The sequence below is a fragment of the Epilithonimonas sp. genome (assembly GCF_032055105.1).
Taxonomy (GTDB): Bacteria; Bacteroidota; Bacteroidia; order Flavobacteriales; family Weeksellaceae; genus Epilithonimonas.
This window is the reverse complement of the sequence record NZ_DAMBRK010000005.1, coordinates 186,935-209,071: the sequence shown is the minus strand read 5'-3', so window position 1 is coordinate 209,071 and position 22,137 is coordinate 186,935. Positions and strand designations below refer to the sequence as shown.

Annotated in this window: 14 protein-coding genes; 3 read left to right on the top strand and 11 right to left on the bottom strand. The window is 33.5% G+C overall.

Annotated features, from left to right (window positions below):
* Positions 1-21: 21 nt before the first annotated feature.
* The 3 genes from recF to RTY06_RS06350 all read right to left on the bottom strand — a co-directional run bounded on the left by recF (position 22) and on the right by RTY06_RS06350 (position 3,935).
* Entirely contained in the window at positions 22-1,128 is a 1,107-nt protein-coding gene (recF, locus tag RTY06_RS06360; RefSeq protein WP_312823636.1) for a DNA replication/repair protein RecF, read from the bottom strand.
* Positions 1,129-1,196: 68 nt separating this feature from the next.
* Complete coding sequence (locus tag RTY06_RS06355) at positions 1,197-2,996, bottom strand: hypothetical protein (protein WP_312823652.1); 1,800 nt, start codon at positions 2,994-2,996, stop codon at positions 1,197-1,199.
* Between the two features lie 174 nt (positions 2,997-3,170).
* A complete protein-coding gene (locus RTY06_RS06350) occupies positions 3,171-3,935 on the bottom strand; it encodes a hypothetical protein (RefSeq protein ID WP_312823634.1) in 765 nt (254 codons plus the stop codon).
* Positions 3,936-4,225: 290 nt separating this feature from the next.
* Between RTY06_RS06350 and RTY06_RS06345 the strand changes: the two genes are divergently transcribed.
* On the top strand, positions 4,226-10,114 hold the full coding sequence (locus RTY06_RS06345) for an MG2 domain-containing protein (RefSeq protein ID WP_312823632.1): 5,889 nt from the start codon (positions 4,226-4,228) through the stop codon (positions 10,112-10,114).
* Positions 10,115-10,467: 353 nt separating this feature from the next.
* A complete protein-coding gene (locus tag RTY06_RS06340; protein ID WP_312823630.1) occupies positions 10,468-12,687 on the top strand; it encodes a zinc-dependent metalloprotease in 2,220 nt (739 codons plus the stop codon).
* 161 nt (positions 12,688-12,848) lie between these two features.
* On the opposite strand, the gene RTY06_RS06335 is transcribed toward RTY06_RS06340, so the two are convergent.
* From RTY06_RS06335 to lpdA, 3 genes are all read right to left on the bottom strand, one after another.
* Positions 12,849-13,529, bottom strand: coding sequence for a porin family protein (locus tag RTY06_RS06335; RefSeq protein ID WP_312823629.1), 681 nt, complete (start codon positions 13,527-13,529; stop codon positions 12,849-12,851).
* 147 nt (positions 13,530-13,676) lie between these two features.
* Positions 13,677-14,723, bottom strand: coding sequence for a 3-dehydroquinate synthase (gene aroB, locus RTY06_RS06330; protein WP_312823628.1), 1,047 nt, complete (start codon positions 14,721-14,723; stop codon positions 13,677-13,679).
* Positions 14,724-14,869: 146 nt separating this feature from the next.
* Positions 14,870-16,273, bottom strand: coding sequence for a dihydrolipoyl dehydrogenase (gene lpdA, locus RTY06_RS06325; RefSeq protein WP_312823626.1), 1,404 nt, complete (start codon positions 16,271-16,273; stop codon positions 14,870-14,872).
* 126 nt (positions 16,274-16,399) lie between these two features.
* Between lpdA and RTY06_RS06320 the strand changes: the two genes are divergently transcribed.
* Positions 16,400-17,050: a YggS family pyridoxal phosphate-dependent enzyme gene (locus RTY06_RS06320; protein WP_312823624.1), complete on the top strand. Its 651-nt coding sequence runs from the start codon at positions 16,400-16,402 to the stop codon at positions 17,048-17,050.
* An 18-nt stretch (positions 17,051-17,068) separates the two neighbouring features.
* Here RTY06_RS06320 and RTY06_RS06315 read toward each other — a convergent pair whose 3' ends face one another.
* The 5 genes from RTY06_RS06315 to RTY06_RS06295 all read right to left on the bottom strand — a co-directional run bounded on the left by RTY06_RS06315 (position 17,069) and on the right by RTY06_RS06295 (position 22,112).
* Positions 17,069-18,160, bottom strand: a complete 1,092-nt coding sequence (locus RTY06_RS06315) for a glycosyltransferase family 1 protein (protein ID WP_312823623.1) — start codon at positions 18,158-18,160, stop codon at positions 17,069-17,071.
* Positions 18,160-18,948 (bottom strand): polysaccharide deacetylase family protein, encoded by a 789-nt coding sequence (locus RTY06_RS06310; protein ID WP_312823622.1) that lies wholly within the window; start codon positions 18,946-18,948, stop codon positions 18,160-18,162. Before RTY06_RS06310 ends, RTY06_RS06315 begins: the two co-directional genes overlap by 1 nt.
* A 93-nt stretch (positions 18,949-19,041) precedes the next feature.
* A complete protein-coding gene (locus tag RTY06_RS06305; RefSeq protein WP_312823621.1) occupies positions 19,042-19,971 on the bottom strand; it encodes a glycosyltransferase family 2 protein in 930 nt (309 codons plus the stop codon).
* A 13-nt stretch (positions 19,972-19,984) separates the two neighbouring features.
* The gene (locus RTY06_RS06300) at positions 19,985-21,154 is read right to left on the bottom strand and encodes a glycosyltransferase family 87 protein (RefSeq protein ID WP_312823620.1); all 1,170 of its coding nucleotides are present in this window, start codon (positions 21,152-21,154) and stop codon (positions 19,985-19,987) included.
* Positions 21,155-21,299: 145 nt separating this feature from the next.
* Entirely contained in the window at positions 21,300-22,112 is an 813-nt protein-coding gene (locus tag RTY06_RS06295) for a 2,3,4,5-tetrahydropyridine-2,6-dicarboxylate N-succinyltransferase (protein WP_312823619.1), read from the bottom strand.
* Positions 22,113-22,137: the final 25 nt, after the last annotated feature.

Sequence of the window (22,137 nt, the reverse complement as noted above, 5' to 3'; positions counted from 1 at the left end):
CTTGGGTTCAGAAGATGAGAATTATGAAATTTCAAAAATTCTACTCTCTTCGTTAATGCGTTTTACAACGTTTTCTGTTCGTTCTTTATGCGTATCTGTAATGAAAATCTGACCAAAGCTTTCTTTATTTACCAATTCAATCAATTGGGAAACTCTTGTGTCATCTAGTTTGTCGAAAATATCATCTAACAGGAGAATTGGAGATTTTCCTGTCAATTCTTTGATTCGGTTGATTTGAGCTAATTTCAAGGAGATTAAAAATGATTTCTGCTGACCCTGAGAACCTATTTTTTTGATAGAATTACCATTCATTTCAAACAGTAAATCGTCTTTGTGAGTTCCTTTGGAAGTGTAAGTCAAAGCTCTATCTTTGTCAATTGAACTGGATAAAAGTTGCTTAAAAAATCTGTCAGGTTGAGCGGAGTCGAAGCCATCCAAAAGATGAGATTCATAAATCACGTTCACGATTTCTTTTCCGCCTGAAATGATTTCGTAAAAATGCTGAACAATAGGATTTAGTTTTTCTACAAAGTCTTTTCTTTTTTCAAAAATTCGGGTTCCGAAGTTTGAAATTGGGTCATCATAAATCTCCAAAGAATCTTTGTCAAATGTTCTGTTCTTAGCAAAATATTTCAATAAAGCATTTCTCTGCTGAATCGTTTTCTGATACTGAATCAAATCAAAAAGATAAGAAGAATCGGTCTGAGAAATCATTGCATCCAGAAACTTTCTTCTACTTTCTCCGGAATCAGAAATCAAATTGGAATCATACGGCGAAATCATCACACTCGGCAAATAACCAACATGGTCAGCTAATCTGTCGTAAGATTTATCATTTTTCTTAATGACTTTTTTGGATTCTTTTGGTTGGAGAATTTTGATAATATCTTCCTTTTCTTCATTCTGAATTTCGGATTCAATCACAAAAAAATCTTCGTCAGATTTCACATTATTAAGGTCAGAATTTCCAAGGAAACTTTTCCCAACAGAAAGATAATGAAGCGCATCCAGAATGTTGGTCTTCCCTACTCCATTATTGCCCACAAAACAATTGATTTGAGGCGAAAAATCAAAAGACTGTTCCGAGTGATTTTTGAAATTTATGAGTGAAAGTTTGTTAATGACCATTCTTGAAATTGATTTTACAAAAATCGTTTAAAAATAAAAGCTTTCAAAATTTATTATTAAAAAAGAATTTAGTTCCCAAAATTCACAAAGTGCGGAATGTCTGTTCCAAAATTGTTCAATGGTAAAACATTATTTCGATTGCTGTTAAAATCAAAAACCGAATTATTGTCAAAAGGAACTCGGGGATAATAAGTAAAGGAAATCTGAATCCTGTTGAAAACCAAATAAGGATTGTTAATCAAAACACCAATTCCAATTTTTGTATTAGCCGTTGTTTTAAATAACTTATCATCTGGCATTCCAAGCCAACCAACAGCGGTTGTTAAATACGGACTAAAGTGAAAATTTTTCCAAGTTTTGTTAACAAAAAGTTGAAGCTGATATCTCAAAACCAATTTCTTCGTTCCGATGTAATCTGCATTATAAACAGGAAAATCTTCAGGCGAAGAAAGATTGATTCTGTCTCTATAAGAATAATTATGTTGAGGATTTCCAAGTGCTAAAGTCGGTGAAAAGAAATGTCTGGCTTTTGCGAATTTCCAATCCATTAGATTCGTAAAATAAGTTCCGTCCAATCGGAAAGATTCGCGGTTTTCTCTTTCTTCATTAAAAAACCGACCAAACTGAGCTTTAATATTGAAATAACCAATTTTGGTAAAATCTCCGTAAGATGCAGCAACACCGGCGTAAGGCATCACTTCATTACTTCTTGACAAAAACCCTGCAGTTAAGTTGAATGTATTTCCGTAAGCAATATCTTCGGGCAAATCATATTGAAAAATGTTTTTTTCAACTGCAAATTTCCTTTTAATAAATCCCGCTGACATCAAAAAACTACTGTACGAACGGAAATATCCAAACTGGTCAATATAAGGACTATCTTTATACTGATAATTTTGAAAACGTCCTATCAATGCAATATTACTGGAGATTTTATCATCAGGATTAGACGAAACCGGAATCTGATAACCTCCCCACAAATCCTGACTGTAAACTTTGATTTGAACTTCAGGAAAAGTTGTGTCTGTTTCTATTGGGAGTAAAACATTTCGCATAAAATATTCAAAAGTGAATCCGCCTGCCCATTTTGTTAATGGTGAGAAAAAGTCTCTTTTAACATTAAAATTAATTCTTTCATTTTTCACAAAATCTCTTTCTCCCAAAACTTGAGCGTTGATGTAACTTCCAAAAAGATTGTAAGCCGTATAACTTCCGTACATATAATCTTGTTTTTCCTTAGAATCGTTTCTGTAAAGGAAATCCGCTTCGTGACCAAGACCTAGAAAATTCTCTTCTGTAACTCCAAGACCGATTTTACTTCCAGAATAACTCACTCTCGGCTTCAAACTCCAAGAATCGAGAACTTTTATCAGAACATCAATAGAATCCTTGGTAGAAGTGCTGTCAGAAATGCTGATATTAACTCTATTGATGAAAGGCATTGTTCTTAGCAAACGTTCGGATTCATAAAGTTTTTGCGCATTATATTCTTCGCCTTTTTTGAAAAGCAAATAATTATAAACCGTTGAAACTCGCGTGTTGGAATGAAGATGATTTGTAAACCAATCGTACCATTTGGACTTTTCTTTTTTCTCTTTGGTATTATATCCAAAAGGGTCAATCGTTTCAATTTTAATATTTCGGATGTATCTTCCGTCGTAAGTTCCCTGAGCTTGTTTGTCTGTTCTGGTTTTAACCGAAGCCGAATCTGCTTCGCGACGAAATATAAAACGATGAATGAATTTTGTAAATTTTCTTTTATCCGAAAATTCTTCAATTTTATAATAAAGCGAATCTTTTCCTTCCTGAGCATTAGCAAAAGAAAAGCAACTTAAAACGAAAATAAAAATCAGAATCGATTTGTTCATCAATAATCGGAAAAATATTTTAAAAATAAATAAACAACATAGGCAAAATAGATTTATTTCATCTAATTAAAAAGTTAAAATAGTTTCAACTATTTAATCTTTAATTATCAATCAACCAAGTATTATTAAACTATGTGTCTATGTGGTTTAAAGTAAAATTCAACAAAATCTGTATTAGCAATTTATAAGCCAATGCAAGAAAAGCCATAACAAAGGTAATCCGCTACAACTCTCTACCCAAAAAGAAAAGTATGATTCTTGATTGCTATTTTCAGAAAAATAAATCAATATAAATGTGATAATTATAGTCAAGAAAAAATAAATTCCGAATCCTAAATCAAGGTAAAAAATACTCAACAATCCAGAAATAAAAATCAGTATATAAGCCAGAACTTTAGTTTTCTGAACGCCAATCAGAATGGGAAAAGTTACAACGTCATCACTTTTCATATCTCTTATATCAAAAGGTAAAACCAAAGCCGAAATGAATAGCCAAGAAATTAAAAAAATCGGCCAATTAAATTCAGGAAGAATCAGCCAAGAATTGATCAAAGCCCAAGTCAATCCAACATAGAAAATCTTTAACAAAGGTATTTTTCTAATGAATTTCTCCAAGAAGAAAGAATTGTAAAGCAAACCAAGGATGACAATAATTGCCCATTTCAGAAGTCTGTATTCGTTATGATTTTTGAGAATGAGAATGACGCTGATAATTCCGCAAATACAATTAAAAATCAGAATCTTGAGAAACTTCTTTTTGTCGTACTGATATTTGGTATAAAGATAACCGCTAAAATATGTAATGAAAATCAACAGCAAAGTCGGCCATCGGAATATCTTTTGCTCCAGCATAAAAAAACCAGCCAGAAAAGTTCCCATTAATGAAACATAAACCTGACTGTCAATGAGATATTTTTTTGCTAAATTTAAAATCGACATTTTATTTTAACAAATGTCGGAAAAATTGTTCTAAATAAATAAAATCTTCAAAATGCTAAAACCACATAGACACATAAAAAAAAATAAATTATTAGTCTTGAAAACATAAAATAGAAATAAATATCTAACTATTTAATATTAAAAATTTGAAAAAACTATGTGCCTATGTGGTTATTAATTTTAATAGACTTTACATTTCAAAAAAATTAGTTCTCTTTCCAACCTTATGATAAAATAATGCATCTTTATAAAGTGATTCAGTCACTCATTCAAAAAAATACAATCTACATATGAAACTCCTAAAATCCTTATTAGTATTCTTGTTGATATTTGCTACTATGAATTTTTCCGCACAAAACTATTACGACCAGCAATGGAAAAAAATCGAAGACAATTATAAAAAAGGAACTTACAAATCCAATCTTCCGATTATTCTAGAAATACAAAATCAAGCTTTGAAAGACAACAACGCGATTCAAATCATCAAATCTTTGAAAGCCGAATTCAGTATTACAAAGCAGACTTATGACGATACCAAGAATGACAAAAATTCAAAATTCTTTGCGAAACTTCAAAGCACAGAAACCAAATTGAAAGGCGATGAAAAGCAATTGTTTCATCTTCTGACTTTGGAATTCATCAAAGATTATTATCAAAATAATTCTTGGAAAATCAATCAGAAAACCAATATTGACAACGCTGATTTGTCACAAATTGAAACTTGGAGCAAGCTGGATTTTAAAAATTATTTGTCGAAGAATTATTCAGAATTAGAAAAAGAAAACTCTGTTTTGAAGAAAATATCGATGCAGAAATACAAGGAAATCTTTGACGAATCTGATAATCTAGACTATTTTCCGACACTTTCCGATTGGTATAATTACAATTATATTGAGTTCTTAAGAAATCAAAATCTCTTCACACCTAACGAATTGAAAGTAAATTCGACAAAAATCAATTCCATTTTTGATTCGGAAATTGCTTCACTTTCTGGTAATTCTCAATTGTATTTTAAACATCAGAAAATCAATTATCAATGTGAATTCAATAATTGTAAAGACAAATTTGTTCAACTTGAAAAATTGGTTGAAGACGAATCTGTAAAAGGCGATTACAAAGTCTTGATCATTGATGATATGATTGAGATTCTTCAGCAAAAAGAGGATAACAAACTGGCTTTAATTTGGATTAATGATGCCAAAAAAATGTTTCCAAAATCTAAGTATTTAAGTAATATCACTAACAAAGAAAATCAGATTAAGAATCCTCAACTTAATATTTTCTATGAAAATGAAACTCAAGCTAACAAACCGATTCACATTGTTGCGGAAGGAAAAAATGTTCAGCAATTTTCTTTGAATATTTACGAAGTAAAAGATGACACACAAGGTTTTCTGAATCACGTTTTTGATTCTTACAAAACACCATTTGCAAAAGTCAAAAAATCGTTGGTAAGAAAAGACCAATTCACGCTTCCTGAATCTTTGGATTTCAAAACACATAAAACGTCTTTGGAGTTGAAAGCGCTTCCTGCAGGAATTTATTTGGCTGAATATGTTGTGGAAAATTCGGTTCAGAGAAATTTTTATTTCATCGTTTCTGATTCGAAAATTATTTATTCTAAAAAGGATGATTCTAATCCAAAAGCTAATATTCTGAAACTCGTAAACAACGAAAACGGGAAACCTTTTACCAATGAAAATCTTGAAATCATCGAATATGTAAGAGGAAAACAAATCGTAAAACATTCTGTAAAAACTGATGCTTCTGGAAATTTTCAAATTCCAAATTCTGACAATAAAGAATATTACAAAAATTATTTCATCAAAAATGGAAATAATTACACTTTGACAAATGTTTACGGTTATGATTATGGAAACCGAAACAAAGCCGAAGACAAAGAATCTGCAAAAATTTTCCTAGACAGAAAAATCTACAGACCTGGACAAATTGTTTACTTCAAAGTCATTGCAACAGGAATTAATGGCGAAACTCAGAAAGTAAAAACATTAGAAAAAATTCCATTGAATATTACTTTGAACGACGCCAACGGTGAAGAATTACAGACTTTGAAATTGACAACCAACGAATTTGGTTCCGTTAACGGCAGTTTCACACTTCCTAAAAATAAATTGAACGGAAATTTCAATATTGAAGTTGATAATGATGATGATAATTCTGATTATAATATTTCTGGTTACACAGATTTTCAGGTTGAAGAATATAAACGTCCGAAATTTGAAGTGACTTTTGAACCAATAAAAGACGAATACAAATACGGTCAAACTATTGAACTGAAAGGAAAAGCGATGATGTTTTCAGGCGTTCCTTTGAGCAATTCCACTGTAAATTATGAAATCAAAAAACAGAATATCCGTTGGAGATATTTCTGGTGGTATCCTCGTGGAAATGATAACGAAAATTCGATTCTTGGAGATGTAAAAACCAACGAAAAAGGAGAATTTACTATCAAAATTGAGTTGAAAAAAGATGAAACGTTGGAAGGAATTCAGATTGATAATTATGCCATCAATGCTTCTGTGACGGACATCAACGGAGAAACGCAATCTGCAAATACCAATGTGAAAGTAGCTTCGGTTTCTCATTACATTACTGCGAACGAAATAGGGAATACATTTTCCGATGAAGCTGTAAAACTGAATGTTGACACCAAAAATTATAACGACCAAATTCTGAAAAAACCTTATAATGTAAAACTGGAAAAACTGGAAGAACCAAAACAGATTTTCAGAGAGAATTTTGCATCTGTTGTTCAAGATCTGCCAAAACTTTCTAAGGAAGAATTTGTACAGAAATTCCCTCACGACAGATTTGATAAAAATGATGATGTGAAGAATTGGAAAGTTGAAAAGGTTCTTATTGAAAGGCTTCGAGAGCCTCAGCCTGACAATTCTAAATTAGATTTGGGTAAAATAGAAGCTGGAACTTATAAACTTCAACTTTACAATATCGAAGGAAAAGACACTATAAAAACTGAGCAATTTTTCAAAGTTTGGGATAAAAAATCGTTGGGGCAAAATCAAAATCCATTCTTGGAAGTGATTAAACCAACGCAGGATTTCAAACGAGGAGAAAAAGCAAAAGTGTTTATTTATTCTGCAATTCCTGATGCTTTGGTCAATATTTTCATTCAAAATGGAAAAGGAGAAACTGTTACCGAAACCAAATCTTTCAAAAATGGAGTTTTGGAATACGAAACTGTGATTCCGAAAGACGAAAGTATATCGAGAATTAATTTGCAATTCCAATTGGTTGCGTTTAATGATGTAAAAACGGAATCGGTTGATTTGAAAATTGCTGACAGCAAAGATGATTTGAAAATTGAAACTGTTACTTTCCGAGACAAATTACAGCCTGGACAAAAAGAAAAATGGACGATAAAAATCTCTGGCGCTGATAAAGAAAAAATCAATGCTGAAGTTCTAGCGAATATGTATGATAAATCGCTTGACCAATTTGCTGTGAATTCTTGGAGTTGGCAAAAGTTTTATTCTCATTTTTCCCAAAGTTCTTATGATGTGAGAAGTGAACTTAATGAGGAAAACTATAGTAAAGACTTTAAATATCTAAGTGAAAATAATATAAGCCTTCCTCATTTTAATTGGTTTGATGGTGGTTTGGAACTCGAAGGAGTTGTTATAACTGGAATGAAGTTAAAAAGACAGGCAAAATCATTAGGTTATGCTTCTACTCCTGCTCCTATGGCAACAAAAGAAATGATGTCTGATAAGGATGAAGTTATGCAAAACGTTGTTCCAGAACCTAAAAAAGCTCCGAAAATTGACACTAAATCAACGGATAAAAATGATTTAGACAAAATCCCTGTTCGTCAAAACCTTAACGAAACGGCATTTTTCTATCCCAACCTTTTAACAGATAAAGATGGAAATATCTCATTTGAATTCACCTCTCCAGAAGCTTTGACACAATGGAAAGTAATGTTTCTAGCTCATACGAAAGATGCGAGAAGTGCAATTTTGGAAAAATCGGTTGTGACACAAAAAGAGTTTTCTATCACACCAAACTACCCAAGATTCTTGCGAGAAGGCGACGAGCTTAATCTTCAAACTAAAATCTCTAGTTTGGTTAATCAAAAATTAAATGGTTTTGCACAATTGCAGATTTTGGATGCTTTTACGAATGAAGATATTACTGAAAAATTCGGAATTAATCAATTGACTGCGGTTTCAGGATATAATAAAGAACAATCTTTTTCATTGGCTGAAAATGGGAACACATCTGCAACTTGGAAACTGAAAGTTCCAAACAATGTTTCTTCAATTATTATTAAAATCGTTGCCAAAGCAGGCAATTTTTCTGATGGCGAACAAAAAGCAATCGCAGTTCTTCCAAATAGAATGTTGGTGACAGATGCGCTTCCGATTTTTGTAAAAGAAGGACATACGAAAACGTTCACTTTGGAAAATCTGAAAAATTCGGATTCTAAAACTTTGACGAATGTTTCTAATACTTTGGAACTGAAAACTAATCCGATTTGGGAAATTATGTTTGCGCTTCCAAGTTTGAAAGATGATACGAATAATTCAGCAGATGTTATTTTCAACAAATGGTTTGCGGATGTTTTGGCTTCGGAGATTTTCAAAGCAAATCCAAAAATGAAAACTGTTTTTGATGAATATCAATCCAAAGGTCTCTTGACTTCGAATCTTGAAAAAAATCAGGAATTGAAACAATTGTTATTGGATGAAACGCCTTGGGTTTTAGAATCGAAAAATGAAACGGAACAAATGCAGAAATTAGCAAGATTATTTGATGCGAATACAATGCGAAATTCAATCCAAAATGATTGGTCAGAATTGGTAAAATTACAAAATCCTGATGGCGGATTCAGTTGGTATCAAGGTTATCCAAGTTCTTATTACACTTCGCTTTATATTTTGAAAAACCTTGGAAGAATTAATGACTGGCTTAAAGGAAATCTTTCTGATTATCAAAGTTCTGAACAGAAAGAAATGGTTAAAAAACTGGTTTTTTATGTGGATAATGAAGTGAATAAATATTGGAAAACTGACAAAGACAATGTTTGGAATAATTTTGTTCTCGATTATCTGGACACGAGACATTATTGGGAAAAAGAATATGCTTTGAAAGCAAAAGGGGCGACTTTAAAAACTTCAATTATCTCTAAAGCTAAAAAAGCAGAAATCAAAGATTTCACATTCTTTGGATTGCATCGTTCTGCTTTATTATTCAATAATTATGGATTGAAAGATGTTTCGAAAAAACTGATGACTTACTTGAAAGAAACTTCGACAGAAACAGAAACTCAAGGTGTTTATTGGAAACAAAATCTGAATGATTGGGGTTGGTATTCTTCCAAAACGGTAAATCACGCTGGAGCGATTGAAGCATTTCAAAAACTGACTCCAACTGATGAAAACTTCATCGAGGAAATGAAAATCTGGTTGATTACTCAGAAAGAAGTGAATTCTTGGGGAAATTCCAGAGGGACAGCGGAAGTTATTTTTACGATTTTGAATTCAGGGAAATCTTGGACTTCTGCAGAATCTGATAAAGCTGAAATCACTTGGGGCGGAAAACAATTGAATCCTCAAACGCAAGCGACTGGTTATGTAAAACAAACTTTAACTTCCGACCAATTGAATAAAAACCTTTCAACAGTTACAATCAAAAAAGAAAGCGCAGGAATTGTTCAAGGTGGTTTGTTCTGGCAATATTATGAAGACCTTGATAAAATAAAATTTTCGGAAAGTTATATTTCGATTTCTAAAGAGTTATATAAGAAAGTGAAGACTGAAAATGGCGAACAATTAATGAAAATCAATGAAAATTCGCCAATCAAAGTTGGAGATAAAGTGACCGTGAGAATGATTCTGAATACCGACAGAAATATGGAATTTATTCATCTAAAAGATATGAGAGCGGCTGGTTTTGAACCTTTGGATGTGATTTCTGGTTATCAATGGAAAAACAATTTGGGTTATTATCAATCCACAAAAGATGCTTCTACCAACTTCTACATCGAATATATGCCGAAAGGAAAATATGTTTTCGAATACGATTACGTTGCCAATGCCAGCGGAAAATTCTCAAACGGAATTACAACTTTACAGAATTATTATGCTCCGGAGATGAATGCTCACACGCAGGGAACGAAGATTTTGATTTCTGAATAGCGTTAAATTATATCCCATTAAAAAGAGGTTACAAAATTTTGTAACCTCTTTTTTTCCAATTAACATAAAAACTATAAAATGACTGCAACAACCTTGAAAGCATTTCCATAATTTTTCATATTTTAGCAAAAAAAAGAAACTAAGCAAATCTTTTTTTTACATATTTTTTAATTTTTAATTATTTTTTTTATTAATAATCAAATCTACATTCGACTAAATTAACTTAATAAAATTTGATTTAGATACATTAATTAAGGTTAACACCTTTAATCTTAATTATCAAATTAATAACAAAAAACTAAAAAATTGTAGTCACATAAAATTCAAAAACAGAAAAATTAAATATTTTAAAAATGAACAGAAAATTACTATTTACAGCAGGTGTATTGTTCTCGGGATTGCTTTTCTCGCAGAAAAATTACTGGAAGCCAGTAGCTGGTGTTGATAACAAAGCGGCAGTTTATGATAAAACTTCGACGCCGTCGAAATATAAACTATACAAACTGAATACAGAAGAGATTAAAGCTGATTTGGCCAATGCTCCAAAGCGTTTTTCTAATAACGAGTCTCTGGTTTTAAAATTCCCTACAGCGGAAGGAAAACTGGTAGATTATGTCATCCAAGAAGCTTCTGTAATGGATCCTGTTTTGCAGGCAAAATATCCAAACATTAGATCTTATGTAGGTTATGAAAAAGGGAAATCAGGAAACTCCATTCGTTTCAGTGTATCTCCTTATGATGGTGTTAATGTAATGTATTTCAATGCTGGAAAAACAGCATATTTGGATGCTTACACACAAGATAAGTCAACTTATATGGTTTACAATCGTCAAGATTTGACAGCTGATTCTGAAGGTTTTGTGTGTGATTACAAAGATCCTGAAAATGAAAACATTACAGATTCCGCACCACAATCTTTGGTACAAGATGGACAGTTTAGAAATTATCGTCTAGCACTATCTTCAACAATGGAATACTCTAGATATCATATCAATAGGGCAGGATTGACTTCAGGAACGGTTGAGCAGAAAAAAGAAGCAGTACTTGCTGCTATGAACACAACAATGACTAGAGTAAATGGTATCTATGAAAAAACTATTTCTCTTACAATGACAATGATTGCGAACAATGATCTTTTGTTATCGATAGATGTTGATGCTTATGAGCCTGGGTTCACTAATAATAATGGTGCAACTTTACTGAACGAAAACCAAGCTTTCATAGATGCAACCATTGGAAGTGCAGCCTATGACATCGGACACATCTTCAGTACTGGAGGTGGCGGTATCGCTCAGCTAAACTCTCCTTGTAACAATAGTGGAAAAGCACGTGGAGTAACAGGCCGTTCTGTTCCTAGAACAGATGCTTTTGACATCGATTATGTAGCTCACGAAATGGGACACCAATGGGGAGCAACTCACACGTTTGATAACTCTTGTGGTGGCAACAGAACAACTTCAACATCTGTAGAACCAGGAAGTGGAAGTACAATTATGGCTTACGCAGGAATTTGTGCTCCTAACATTCAAAATAATAGTGATGCTTATTTCCATGTTGTGAGTGTAAACCAAATGTACAACAATATTACTACTGGAATGGGGTCAAATTGTGGTGTAAAATCAGCTAACAATAATCAGACTCCAGTGATTCAAACTTTATCAAACTATACAATTCCAAACGGAACTGCATTTGTTTTGTCAGGAACAGCTACAGACCCTGATGGAGATGACTTAACGTATCTTTGGGAGCAAACAAATATAAGAGGAACAACTACTTCTGCAGCACCCATTCCTACACAAACAACTGGTGTTGTCTTCAGATCATTTTTACCAACAACTTCTAATGAAAGATATTTCCCAACAATGTCTGCAATCGTAGCGGGAAATCTTGCTACAACATGGGAAGTAATCCCTACTGTTGCAAGAAATTTGAATTTCTCTCTTTTTGCAAACGATAACAAAGCTACGGGAAATCAAGCAGCAAGGGCTAACATGACAGTAACTGTTAATGCAGCAGGTCCTTTCAAGGTTACATCTCACGCTTCTAATACCGAGTACAACGGTGGAGAAGCTACAACAGTTACTTGGGATGTAGCAGGAACCAATGTAGCTCCTATCAATACTCAATTTGTTCAAATACTACTAACAACAGACTCAGGAGCTACTTTCACAGTACTAGGAGATGCTCCTAACAATGGTTCTGCAACTGTAACCTTGCCTAACATCAATACAACCAATGCAAGATTAGTAGTAAAAGCTGTAGACAATATCTATCTAGCAATGAACTCTTCTGACTTTGCTATCAAAGAAGTTTTAGCAGTAAATGAGTCTGCATTTGAAAAAGGTTTTGCAATCTATCCAAACCCTGCGAAAGGAGAAGTTAATATTTCTCTAAGTAAGACAACAAAAAGCGCAACTTACCAAATTGTTGATCTTTCTGGAAAATTAGTTTCAAATGGTTCTTTAGAAAATGAAAAAACCAAAGTTAATATCTCTAAGCTAAAAACAGGAACTTACAGAATTGTAATTTCTAATAATGGAGAAACAACTAGTAAAAATCTTATTGTTAAATAATCAAAAAGATAATATAAGCAAAAAACCAACTTCTTTGAGAAGTTGGTTTTTTTATTCAAAATAATTGGATCCAATCCAGATTTTCACCAATATGAAAACAGATTTTCAAAAAAAAAAGACCGAATTAATCGGTCTTTAAGAAAATTCAATATTTTGTTGTTTTAGAATTTAAAATAAACTCCGGCTTGGAATGTATTATTTCTGTTCTTGTTCCCATCATTTTGAAGAGAAGTATTACCATCCGTATTACTATCTTTCTTATTGATGTCTGTGAAGCCTGCTACATATCTCGCATTGATACCAAAATTAGGCGTAATGTCATAACCAAGACCTAAAGCTGCTCCCATATTAAATCCTGAGAATGAATCTTTCATATCTTCTGATGTATTAGTAGAAGAATTTTCCGGAGAACCATTAACATATGTAGTGTTGATATCTTTTGCCTTTGCGCTAGTCAAGAAACCAAATTCAGGACCTGCTTCAATATAGAAAGCTGGCGTTGCTCTGAACTGAAACATAATTGGAACAGTTACATAATCTAGATTTAACTTAGCAGTTGATCTAGCTTCATAAGTATTTCCCAAAACAGTTCCTGAAACACTATTTGTAACTTTTGACCCCATTTGGCTATACATCACCTCTGGTTGGATGCTGAATTGTTCAGAAACAGGAACATTCACGAATAAACCACCTGCAAATCCAACTTTAGACTTCGCATCATCATATCCATCTTTTGAAATTGATGCTACGTTAATTCCACCTTTAATACCGAACGACGGACCAGTTTGTGCAAAAGCAAATGTTCCAGCTACAAGACCTAATCCTAAAAATAACTTTTTCATAATTTCAAATTTTAAATTTTTGTTTTACGGGAAGGATACTTCCAAATTCTTTGCCAAAAATTTAAAATCAAAAGCTATTTTCAGAAAATAAAATAATAAACAACTAATTATCAAGACACTAAAAACGCTATTCTATAAATAAAAACACTAGTTAGAATTGATATTTTTATAGAAATCTAAGGCTAAAATGATTTGATCAGCACTCAATTTTTGATCAAAAAGGCAAGAACCAACTCCATTGATTAATGAAAAATTGATATTTCCATCTTGATTTTTCTTGTCATTAAACATCAAATCTATGATGGCACCATTCTTAAATTCTGAAATATCGATGTAAGGAAAAAATCTTTGAATCTTCGTAATAATAGTTGACGAAACCTCAACGTCTATCAAACCTGCTAGTAGAGCCAAATGCGTCTCACAAATCATTCCAAGAGCAACCGCTTCACCATGAGGAATAAATTCTCCTTTTTTCATAAAAAGACTTTCCACCGCGTGACCAATCGTATGTCCGAAGTTGAGAATCTTACGAACATTTTCTTCCTTAAAATCTTTGGTCACCACTTTATTCTTGATTTCCATACTTCGATTAATGAAAGGCGCAATATCTTCCGGCGTAACTTTGAATAATGAACTTAAGTCATTCCAATGATTAGAATCTGCAATCAATCCGTGTTTCAGCATTTCAGCAAAACCACTTCTCAGTTCTTCGAATTTCAGAGTTTCTAGGAATTTTGGATAAAAGAAGATTCCTTCGGGCAAAGCAAAAGTTCCAATGATATTTTTAAGATATTGATGATCAATTCCCGTTTTTCCACCAATTGAGGCATCACACATCGACAATAGAGTTGTAGGAACATTAATGAATTTGAATCCTCTCTTATAAGTGGAAGCGACAAATCCACCCAAATCCGTCACAACACCTCCTCCAAGATTGATAAGAAGTGATTTTCTGTCTGCCTCCATTTCGGAGAAGATTTCCCAAAGTTGTGTTGCTGTACCTATATTTTTGTTTTCTTCACCAGCTTCAATCTCGATAACTTCGAAAGGCGCATCGGTTTCCAGATTCGGGAGTAAAATTGGCAAACAGTGATCGTGTGTATTTTCATCCACCAGAATAAAAATTTTACTCGGGTTGAGTCCTCTAATATATTCATTAAGACTTGTGAAATCTTTATCCAGTTCTTTTATCATAACCAAAATTTTAACAAAAGTAAGAACAAAAAAGAGATTAGATGTTAGATATTAGACATTAGATTTCAGATATTCTATTATAATTATCTTTAAAAACAAAAAAGAGAGACAAAAGCCTCTCTTTCTAAATATATTGTTTTAAAATCTTACATATGAATCGCACGCTTCCCAGTCGCATCCAAAGCAGCTTCTTTTACAGCTTCTGCGTAAGTTGGGTGCGCGTGAGAACTTCTAGCGATATCTTCTGCACTTGCACGGAACTCCATTGCCATAACGCCTTCTGCTACTAAATCTGCAGCTCTTGCTCCAATCATATGAAAACCTAGAACTTCGTCTGTTTTCGCATCTGCAAGCAATTTTACAAATCCGTCTGTGTCGCCACTTGCACGGCTTCTTCCTAAAGCTCTCATTGGGAAATTTCCTACTTTATAATCTACACCTTCAGCTTTCAATTGTTCTTCTGTTTTACCAACTCCAGCAACTTCCGGCCAAGTGTAAACAACTCCAGGAATCAAATTATAATTGATGTGAGGTTTTTGTCCAGCCAAAATCTCAGCAACCAAAGTCCCTTCTTCTTCCGCTTTATGAGCCAACATTGCACCTGCAACAACGTCTCCAATTGCATAGATGTTAGAAACATTAGTCTGAAGATGGTCGTTTGTTTTAACTCTTCCTCTTTCGTCAAGCTCAACACCCGCTTTTTCTAATCCAAGTCCATCTGTGTAAGGGCTTCTTCCAACAGAAACAAGAACATAATCACTTTCGTAAGTTACTTCCTCGCCTTTTTTGTTTTTAGCAGTAACTTTTACAGAATCTCCGTTTCTCTCCACTGCAGAAACCGCTGTAGAAAGTTCGAATTTCATTCCTTGTTTTCTAAGAACTTTCTGCAATTCTTTTGACAAAGAACCGTCCATTCCCGGAATGATTTTGTCCATAAACTCAACCACAGTTACCTGAGAACCTAATCTCAAATAAACAGAACCAAGTTCTAATCCGATAACTCCACCACCAATAACAACAAGATGTTTAGGAACTTCTTTCAAGTTAAGAGCTTCTGTTGAAGTGATTACTCTTTCTTTATCCAATGTAATGAATGGTAAGCTTGAAGGTTTTGAACCTGTTGCGATGATTGTATATTTTGATTCGATGGTTTCTGATGAACCATCATTTTTCGTCACTTTGATTTGAGTTGCAGATTCGAAGCTTCCAACACCTTCAAAAACACTAATTTTGTTTTTGTCCATTAGGAAATTGATTCCTTTTGTTGTTTGCTCTACTACTCCATTTTTACGCTCAATCATTTTTGCCAAATCAACTTTCGGCTCGTTGATGATGATTCCGTAATCAGCAAACTCGTGTTTTGCTTTTTCGAAATGTTCAGAACTGTCAAGCAAAGCTTTGGAAGGGATACAACCCACGTTAAGGCAAGTTCCGCCCAAAGTAGGATATTTCTCAATAATTGCTGTTTTGAAACCCAATTGTGCAGCTCTGATTGCTGCTACATATCCGCCAGGACCAGAACCGATAACGGTTACATCAAATTGACTCATATTTTTTGTGATTATTATTCGAAATAAAATTTCCTCAAATTTACGAATTTTAGACCAATTCTTAAACTGATTTTATAACATAATTAATCTCTATTTTTGCATCAGATTTTTCTAAATTCAATTATAATGTCACTCGAACAAAATTATCAAGATATCCTTTCTCAGCTTCCTCAAAATGTAAAACTAGTTGCGGTTTCCAAAAATCATCCTTCGGAGAAAATCAAAGAAGTTTATGATTTGGGACAAAAGGTTTTTGGAGAGAACAAAGTTCAGGAACTGTTGGAAAAACAACCTGTTCTTCCCAATGACATAGAATGGCATCTCATAGGTCATCTCCAAACTAACAAAGTGAAATACATTGCTAGTTTCGTTTCAATGATAGAAAGCATTGACAGTGAAAAACTTTTGAAAGAAGTTGATAAAGAAGCTTTAAAAAACAATAGAAAAATCAATGTTCTGCTTCAAGTGAAAATCGCTAAAGAAGACACTAAATTTGGTTTAACAACAGATGAAGCAAAAAACATTTTCAATCAATATCTTGAAGGTAATTTTCCAAATATTGAAATAAAAGGTTTAATGGGAATGGCAAGTTTTGTAGATGATGAGACTCAAATCCGTGAAGAATTTTCTATTCTCAAAAACCTTTTTGATGAATTATCTCAACTAAAACCATTAGAAACTTTATCAATGGGAATGAGCGGAGACTTTCCGATTGCTATTGAATCTGGCTCTAATTCTGTAAGAGTTGGTTCTGCGATATTCGGTTCAAGATTTTAGATTCGAAAACTCATAATTTTAAACTTTTACGTAAACCTTCATCATTTCGTCAGCAATCGTTTCATCATTGAATTTCTGAACAAACTGCAAACCTTTTTCCAAACGACGATTTCTCTCGGATTCATTTTCCCAGAGAAAAAGAATTTTGGCTCGTATATCCTCAACACTTTCCGGATTAACGTAGACAGAATCTGGCCCGCCCGCTTCAGGTAAACAACTCGTATTACTTGTAATCACAACGGTTTCTGAGAATAAAGCTTCGATGACAGGAATTCCAAAACCTTCGAAAAAACTCGGGTAGATGAAAATTTCAGCAAGTTTGTAAATCCCAGCCAATTCTTCCATAGAAACGCCAGAAAGAAATTGAACTTCTACTTTTCCATTCTTGATTTCTTTCTCGATTACTTTGAAATATTTTGGCTTTTTTGCTCCAACTACAACCAATGGAATTTTGGAATCTTTCAAAGCTTTTATAATATTCAATAAGTTTTTTCTTGGTTCAATAGTTCCGACATTCAGAAGAAATTTATCGGGAAGATTGAATTTTTCTTTGATTTGAGTGAGAATTTCCTGCGATTGTTTTTCTTTGAAACTGGCGTGACAACCTTGATAAACTACTTCGATTTTACTTTCCGGAACTTTCAGATAATGGATAATATCTTTTTTAGTTTGTTCCGAAATCGCAATGATTTTATCCGCAGATTGCGCTGCTTTTTTGAATTTCCAAAAGTGGATTTTCCGGTCAATCCACGTGTAATATTCTGGATATCGTTCGAAAATCAAATCGTGGATGGTAACGACTTTTTTAATCGGTTTTTTGTTCCATCGCAAAGGTAATTCACCTGATAAACCGTGGAAAATGTCCGCATCGTTATTTTGTGCATCGATTCCAGTTTTCAGCTGTCGGGAAAGTGTGCCTTTTGTTGTCTGGACGAAAGTCACATTGGGCAATTTTAATATTGCTTCGCCTCGTTCAGATTTTTTTTTATTGAATAATAAATATTGATTATCCGGAAAATACGTAGATAAAACCCGAACCAAATCGCGGGAATAATTTCCTAAACCAGACCAGCTGGAAAAAATACGTTTGGCGTCGTAAGCAATCTTCATTAATTTTTATTTTTTTGAGTCCAATTTTCCAAAAATTCTCTGGTAGTAGAAAACTGATAATTATTTTTTTTTGCCCATTTAATAAAATCATCGAAACGACTTTCCATCGATTCTGCTGTATTTTTAAAAGTAAATGCCGGCAGTTTATATTTTGGATTTGAAATATCTGCAAATTCCCAAGGATGAAAGTAAATATTCAAAAACCCTGTTGAACTTAATGATAATTTGGACAAAAATTTATAAATCCAAAGTGGAAAGTTATGAAAACTTAACCAAAACAAAGGAACTCTAAACATCGTAGAAACCGAAGCCGGAAATTGCAACACTTTCTTCTGCCAAAATGGTTTTCGACTAACCTTGAAATTATTATATCTTCCGGGTAAATAAGTTGGATTGATAGACGAATTATAAAAATAACCGGCATCAGAAACCGCATCTTCCGAAACAGGACTCATTCTCGGCATTCTTAGTCCAACCACTTTTGCATCAAATAATCTTTCTAATTCCTGTTTTGATTCAGCCAAATGTTTCTCCTCAAACTCCGAATGAAACCAAGTGTGAGAAGCCAATTCGTGACCTTCGGAAAGTAATTGCTGAACCAAATCTTGATTATTCTCAGCAAAAACAACTGTCGAGAAAAAAGTAGCTTTGATTTGATTTTCTTTCAGAATTCTAAGAATATTCTGCAAACCTTTTCGGGAAACCGCCAATTGTTCTTCCAAAGGAATCTCGCCGTTATATTCCAGAGGCATATCAAATTCTTCGATATCGAAACTTAGTAAAATCATTAATTAATTGATATTTGCAAATGTATTATAATTGAATCTTAATGCGAAGATTTTTTAAGAAATAAGAAAATCTTTGCTATAAAAAACTAAATCCTAAAAATTTTTCGAGCGAATAATATAATTGGGTCTTTCTTTGACTTGTTTGAAAATTTTACCCAAATAAATTCCGAATATTCCTAAGATTATCAATTGTAAACCACCAAAAAAAACGATGGTCATAATGAGCGATGCCCAACCTGAGATTTCTGTTCCAGACACAAAAGATTCAATCACATAAATCGCATAACCAATTACTGAAAAAGCCGAAAATATAAAACCCAAATACGCCGCCAGATATAATGGTTTCACACTAAAAGCGGTGATTCCTGTAAAAGCAAACTTCATCATTTTTTTAAGATTATAGCTGCTTTCGCCGGCATTTCTCGTCCCTGCAAGAAAGTTGACTGTGGTTTGTTTATAACCCATCCAGCTCGTGAGTCCTCTGAGAAACAAATCGTCTTCGTTAAAATTTCTGAAAGATTGGATAACATTAGCATCCATCAATCGGAAATCGGAACCGCCGCCTTTTTTCAAATCGACATCAGAAATTTTGGATAGAAAGTGGTAAAAAATCTCTGATGTTTTTTTCTTGAAATAGGAAATTTCTTCCGGATATTTTCTGTTAGTCAACACCACATCAAAACCATTTTCCCATTTTTCTATAAGTTCTGGAATCAGTTCTGGCGGATGTTGCAAATCGGCATCCATCGAGATCACAGCGTTGCCGTTTGCAAAATCTATTCCTGCTTTTACGGCGGGTTGATGACCAAAATTACGGGAGAATTCTATGAATTTGACATTATCAAATTCCTGACTTAATTGTTCCAAAATCGTCTGAGAATTGTCCCTACTTCCATCGTTCACGAAAATTAGCTCGAAGGTGTAATTTTGGAGCTTTGAAAAGACGGTTTTAATTCTTTGATGAATCAGCGCAATATTGCCTTCTTCGTTATGAACGGGAATTATGATGGAAATCTTTTTCATCAGTTCAAATGATTTAATCTAATTGATAATCTTTCTCAAAATCCTTTGTCAGCAATTCATACATCACTCGGAGCCAAATCATTATACACGGAATTGCTTTCGTAGAATATTTAATAAAAATACCTTCTTTAATTGATTTTGGAAATAAATCCGAAAATGCAAAACAAGTGAAAATCATCACAAAAATCAATAATCCAATGTCTATTTTAGTCAATTTCTTTTGCATCAAAAACCAAAGCATTACTCCTGCCACCGCAATGATGTAAGTTGGGCTTTCTGAACCTGAACTGAAAAGCACTACAAACAATAATGTTGAGGCTAAAATCATCAATTGAAATGGTAAATATTTATATTGCTTGATTCTGAGATATGGCAACATAAAAACAATTGCTCCAGGAATCAGAAAAACCAGATTTGAAATATTGGGATTTTGTAAAATCCTTCTCACAACACCCATCAATGAATAATCCTGTCTTGTACCTAAAGCCTGATTTTCAAGGTTTTTTCCAGACAAAGAAACATACCAATCGATATAAGACTGAACACCAAATTTCGGACTGGAAATCAGCATTGGTAAAACAAAAAACAGGATTGCAATAATGATGAAACTTAGTATAAACTTAAATTTATTTTTAATAAAAAAGAAAGCTGATAAACCAACAATGCCGTAAACTTTAACAAAGGTTCCAATGAGAATTGAAAATGCAGACTGCGCTTCTTTTCTTTCATAAATATAAATTGCCGACAACATCAACAATCCGGTCAAGATAATATTAAACTGAAAATAAGTAGCCGCAGTGATGAATTCCTGCAAACAAAGCCAGGCGAAAAATGATTTTTTTCTGTCAGAAAATGGGAGTTTGTAAATGGCATAAAGAAAAACCAAAGTAATCGCAACGTTCCATAGAACTGCACCAAAACCATCTGGCAACATTGCAAAAGGCGCAATCAAAAGACTAAAAAATACGCCGTAATGATTGCTGTCAAAAAACAAATCGGGATATTGCAGAAAAATATTTTTCTCCTGCAACGTGTTGTAAAAAACCCCTTTGAAAATCAAGTAGTTGTTGTAACCACCTGTTCCTCTTTTGTATTTACTGTAAGCTGTAACGGCGGAGACTATAATGTAGATTACAAAAATAATTCTGTAATCGGAAATCAATTTCAATAACTTATCTTTCAATGTTGTCTTAGGTTATTAATTAAAAATGTCATCCTAACAAGAAATTTAATTCTCATTAAAATGACAAATATAAGTTTAAAATCAATAATTTGCTTATGGCGAATGGCTTTTCACTATTGGCTTTGAAAATTAAGGATTTTTTAATTTAAACTGCTACATTATTTTCTCTCAACGCATCATTCAAGGATGTTTTCTTGTCTGTCGATTCCTTTCTTTTTCCGATAATCAAAGCACAAGGAACTTGATATTCTCCAGACGGGAATTTCTTAGTATAACTTCCAGGAATCACGACGGAACGTTCCGGAACGTAACCCTTCATTTCCACAGGTTCATCACCGGTTACATCAATAATTTTAGTGGACATTGTAAGACAAACATTCGCTCCTAAAACTGCTTCTTTCCCAACACGAACACCTTCTACAACAATACAACGAGAACCAATGAACGCATCATCCTCGATGATTACAGGCGCCGCTTGCAATGGTTCCAAAACTCCTCCAATTCCTACACCTCCACTCAAGTGAACGTTTTTACCAATCTGAGCACAGCTTCCTACAGTTGCCCAAGTATCAACCATAGTTCCTGAATCTACATAAGCCCCGATATTAACGTAAGAAGGCATCATAATTACGCCGCTCGCTACAAAACTTCCGTGTCTTGCAATGGCGTGAGGAACAACTCTTACACCTTTCTCTGCATAATTTTTCTTCAAAGGAATTTTATCGTGGAATTCGAAAGGACCAACTTCTATGGTTTCCATTGTCTGGATTGGGAAATACATTACCACACCTTTCTTTACCCATTCATTGATTTGCCATCCGTTTTCCGTTGGCTCAGCTGTTCTCAGTTCTCCTGCATCCAGCTTCGCAACTACTTCTCTTACGGCATTCTGATACTCTTCTTCTTTCAAAAGTTCGCGGTTATCCCAAGCTTTTTCAATTTTTTCCTGTAAAGACATTTCTTAGTTATAATTGATTAATAAT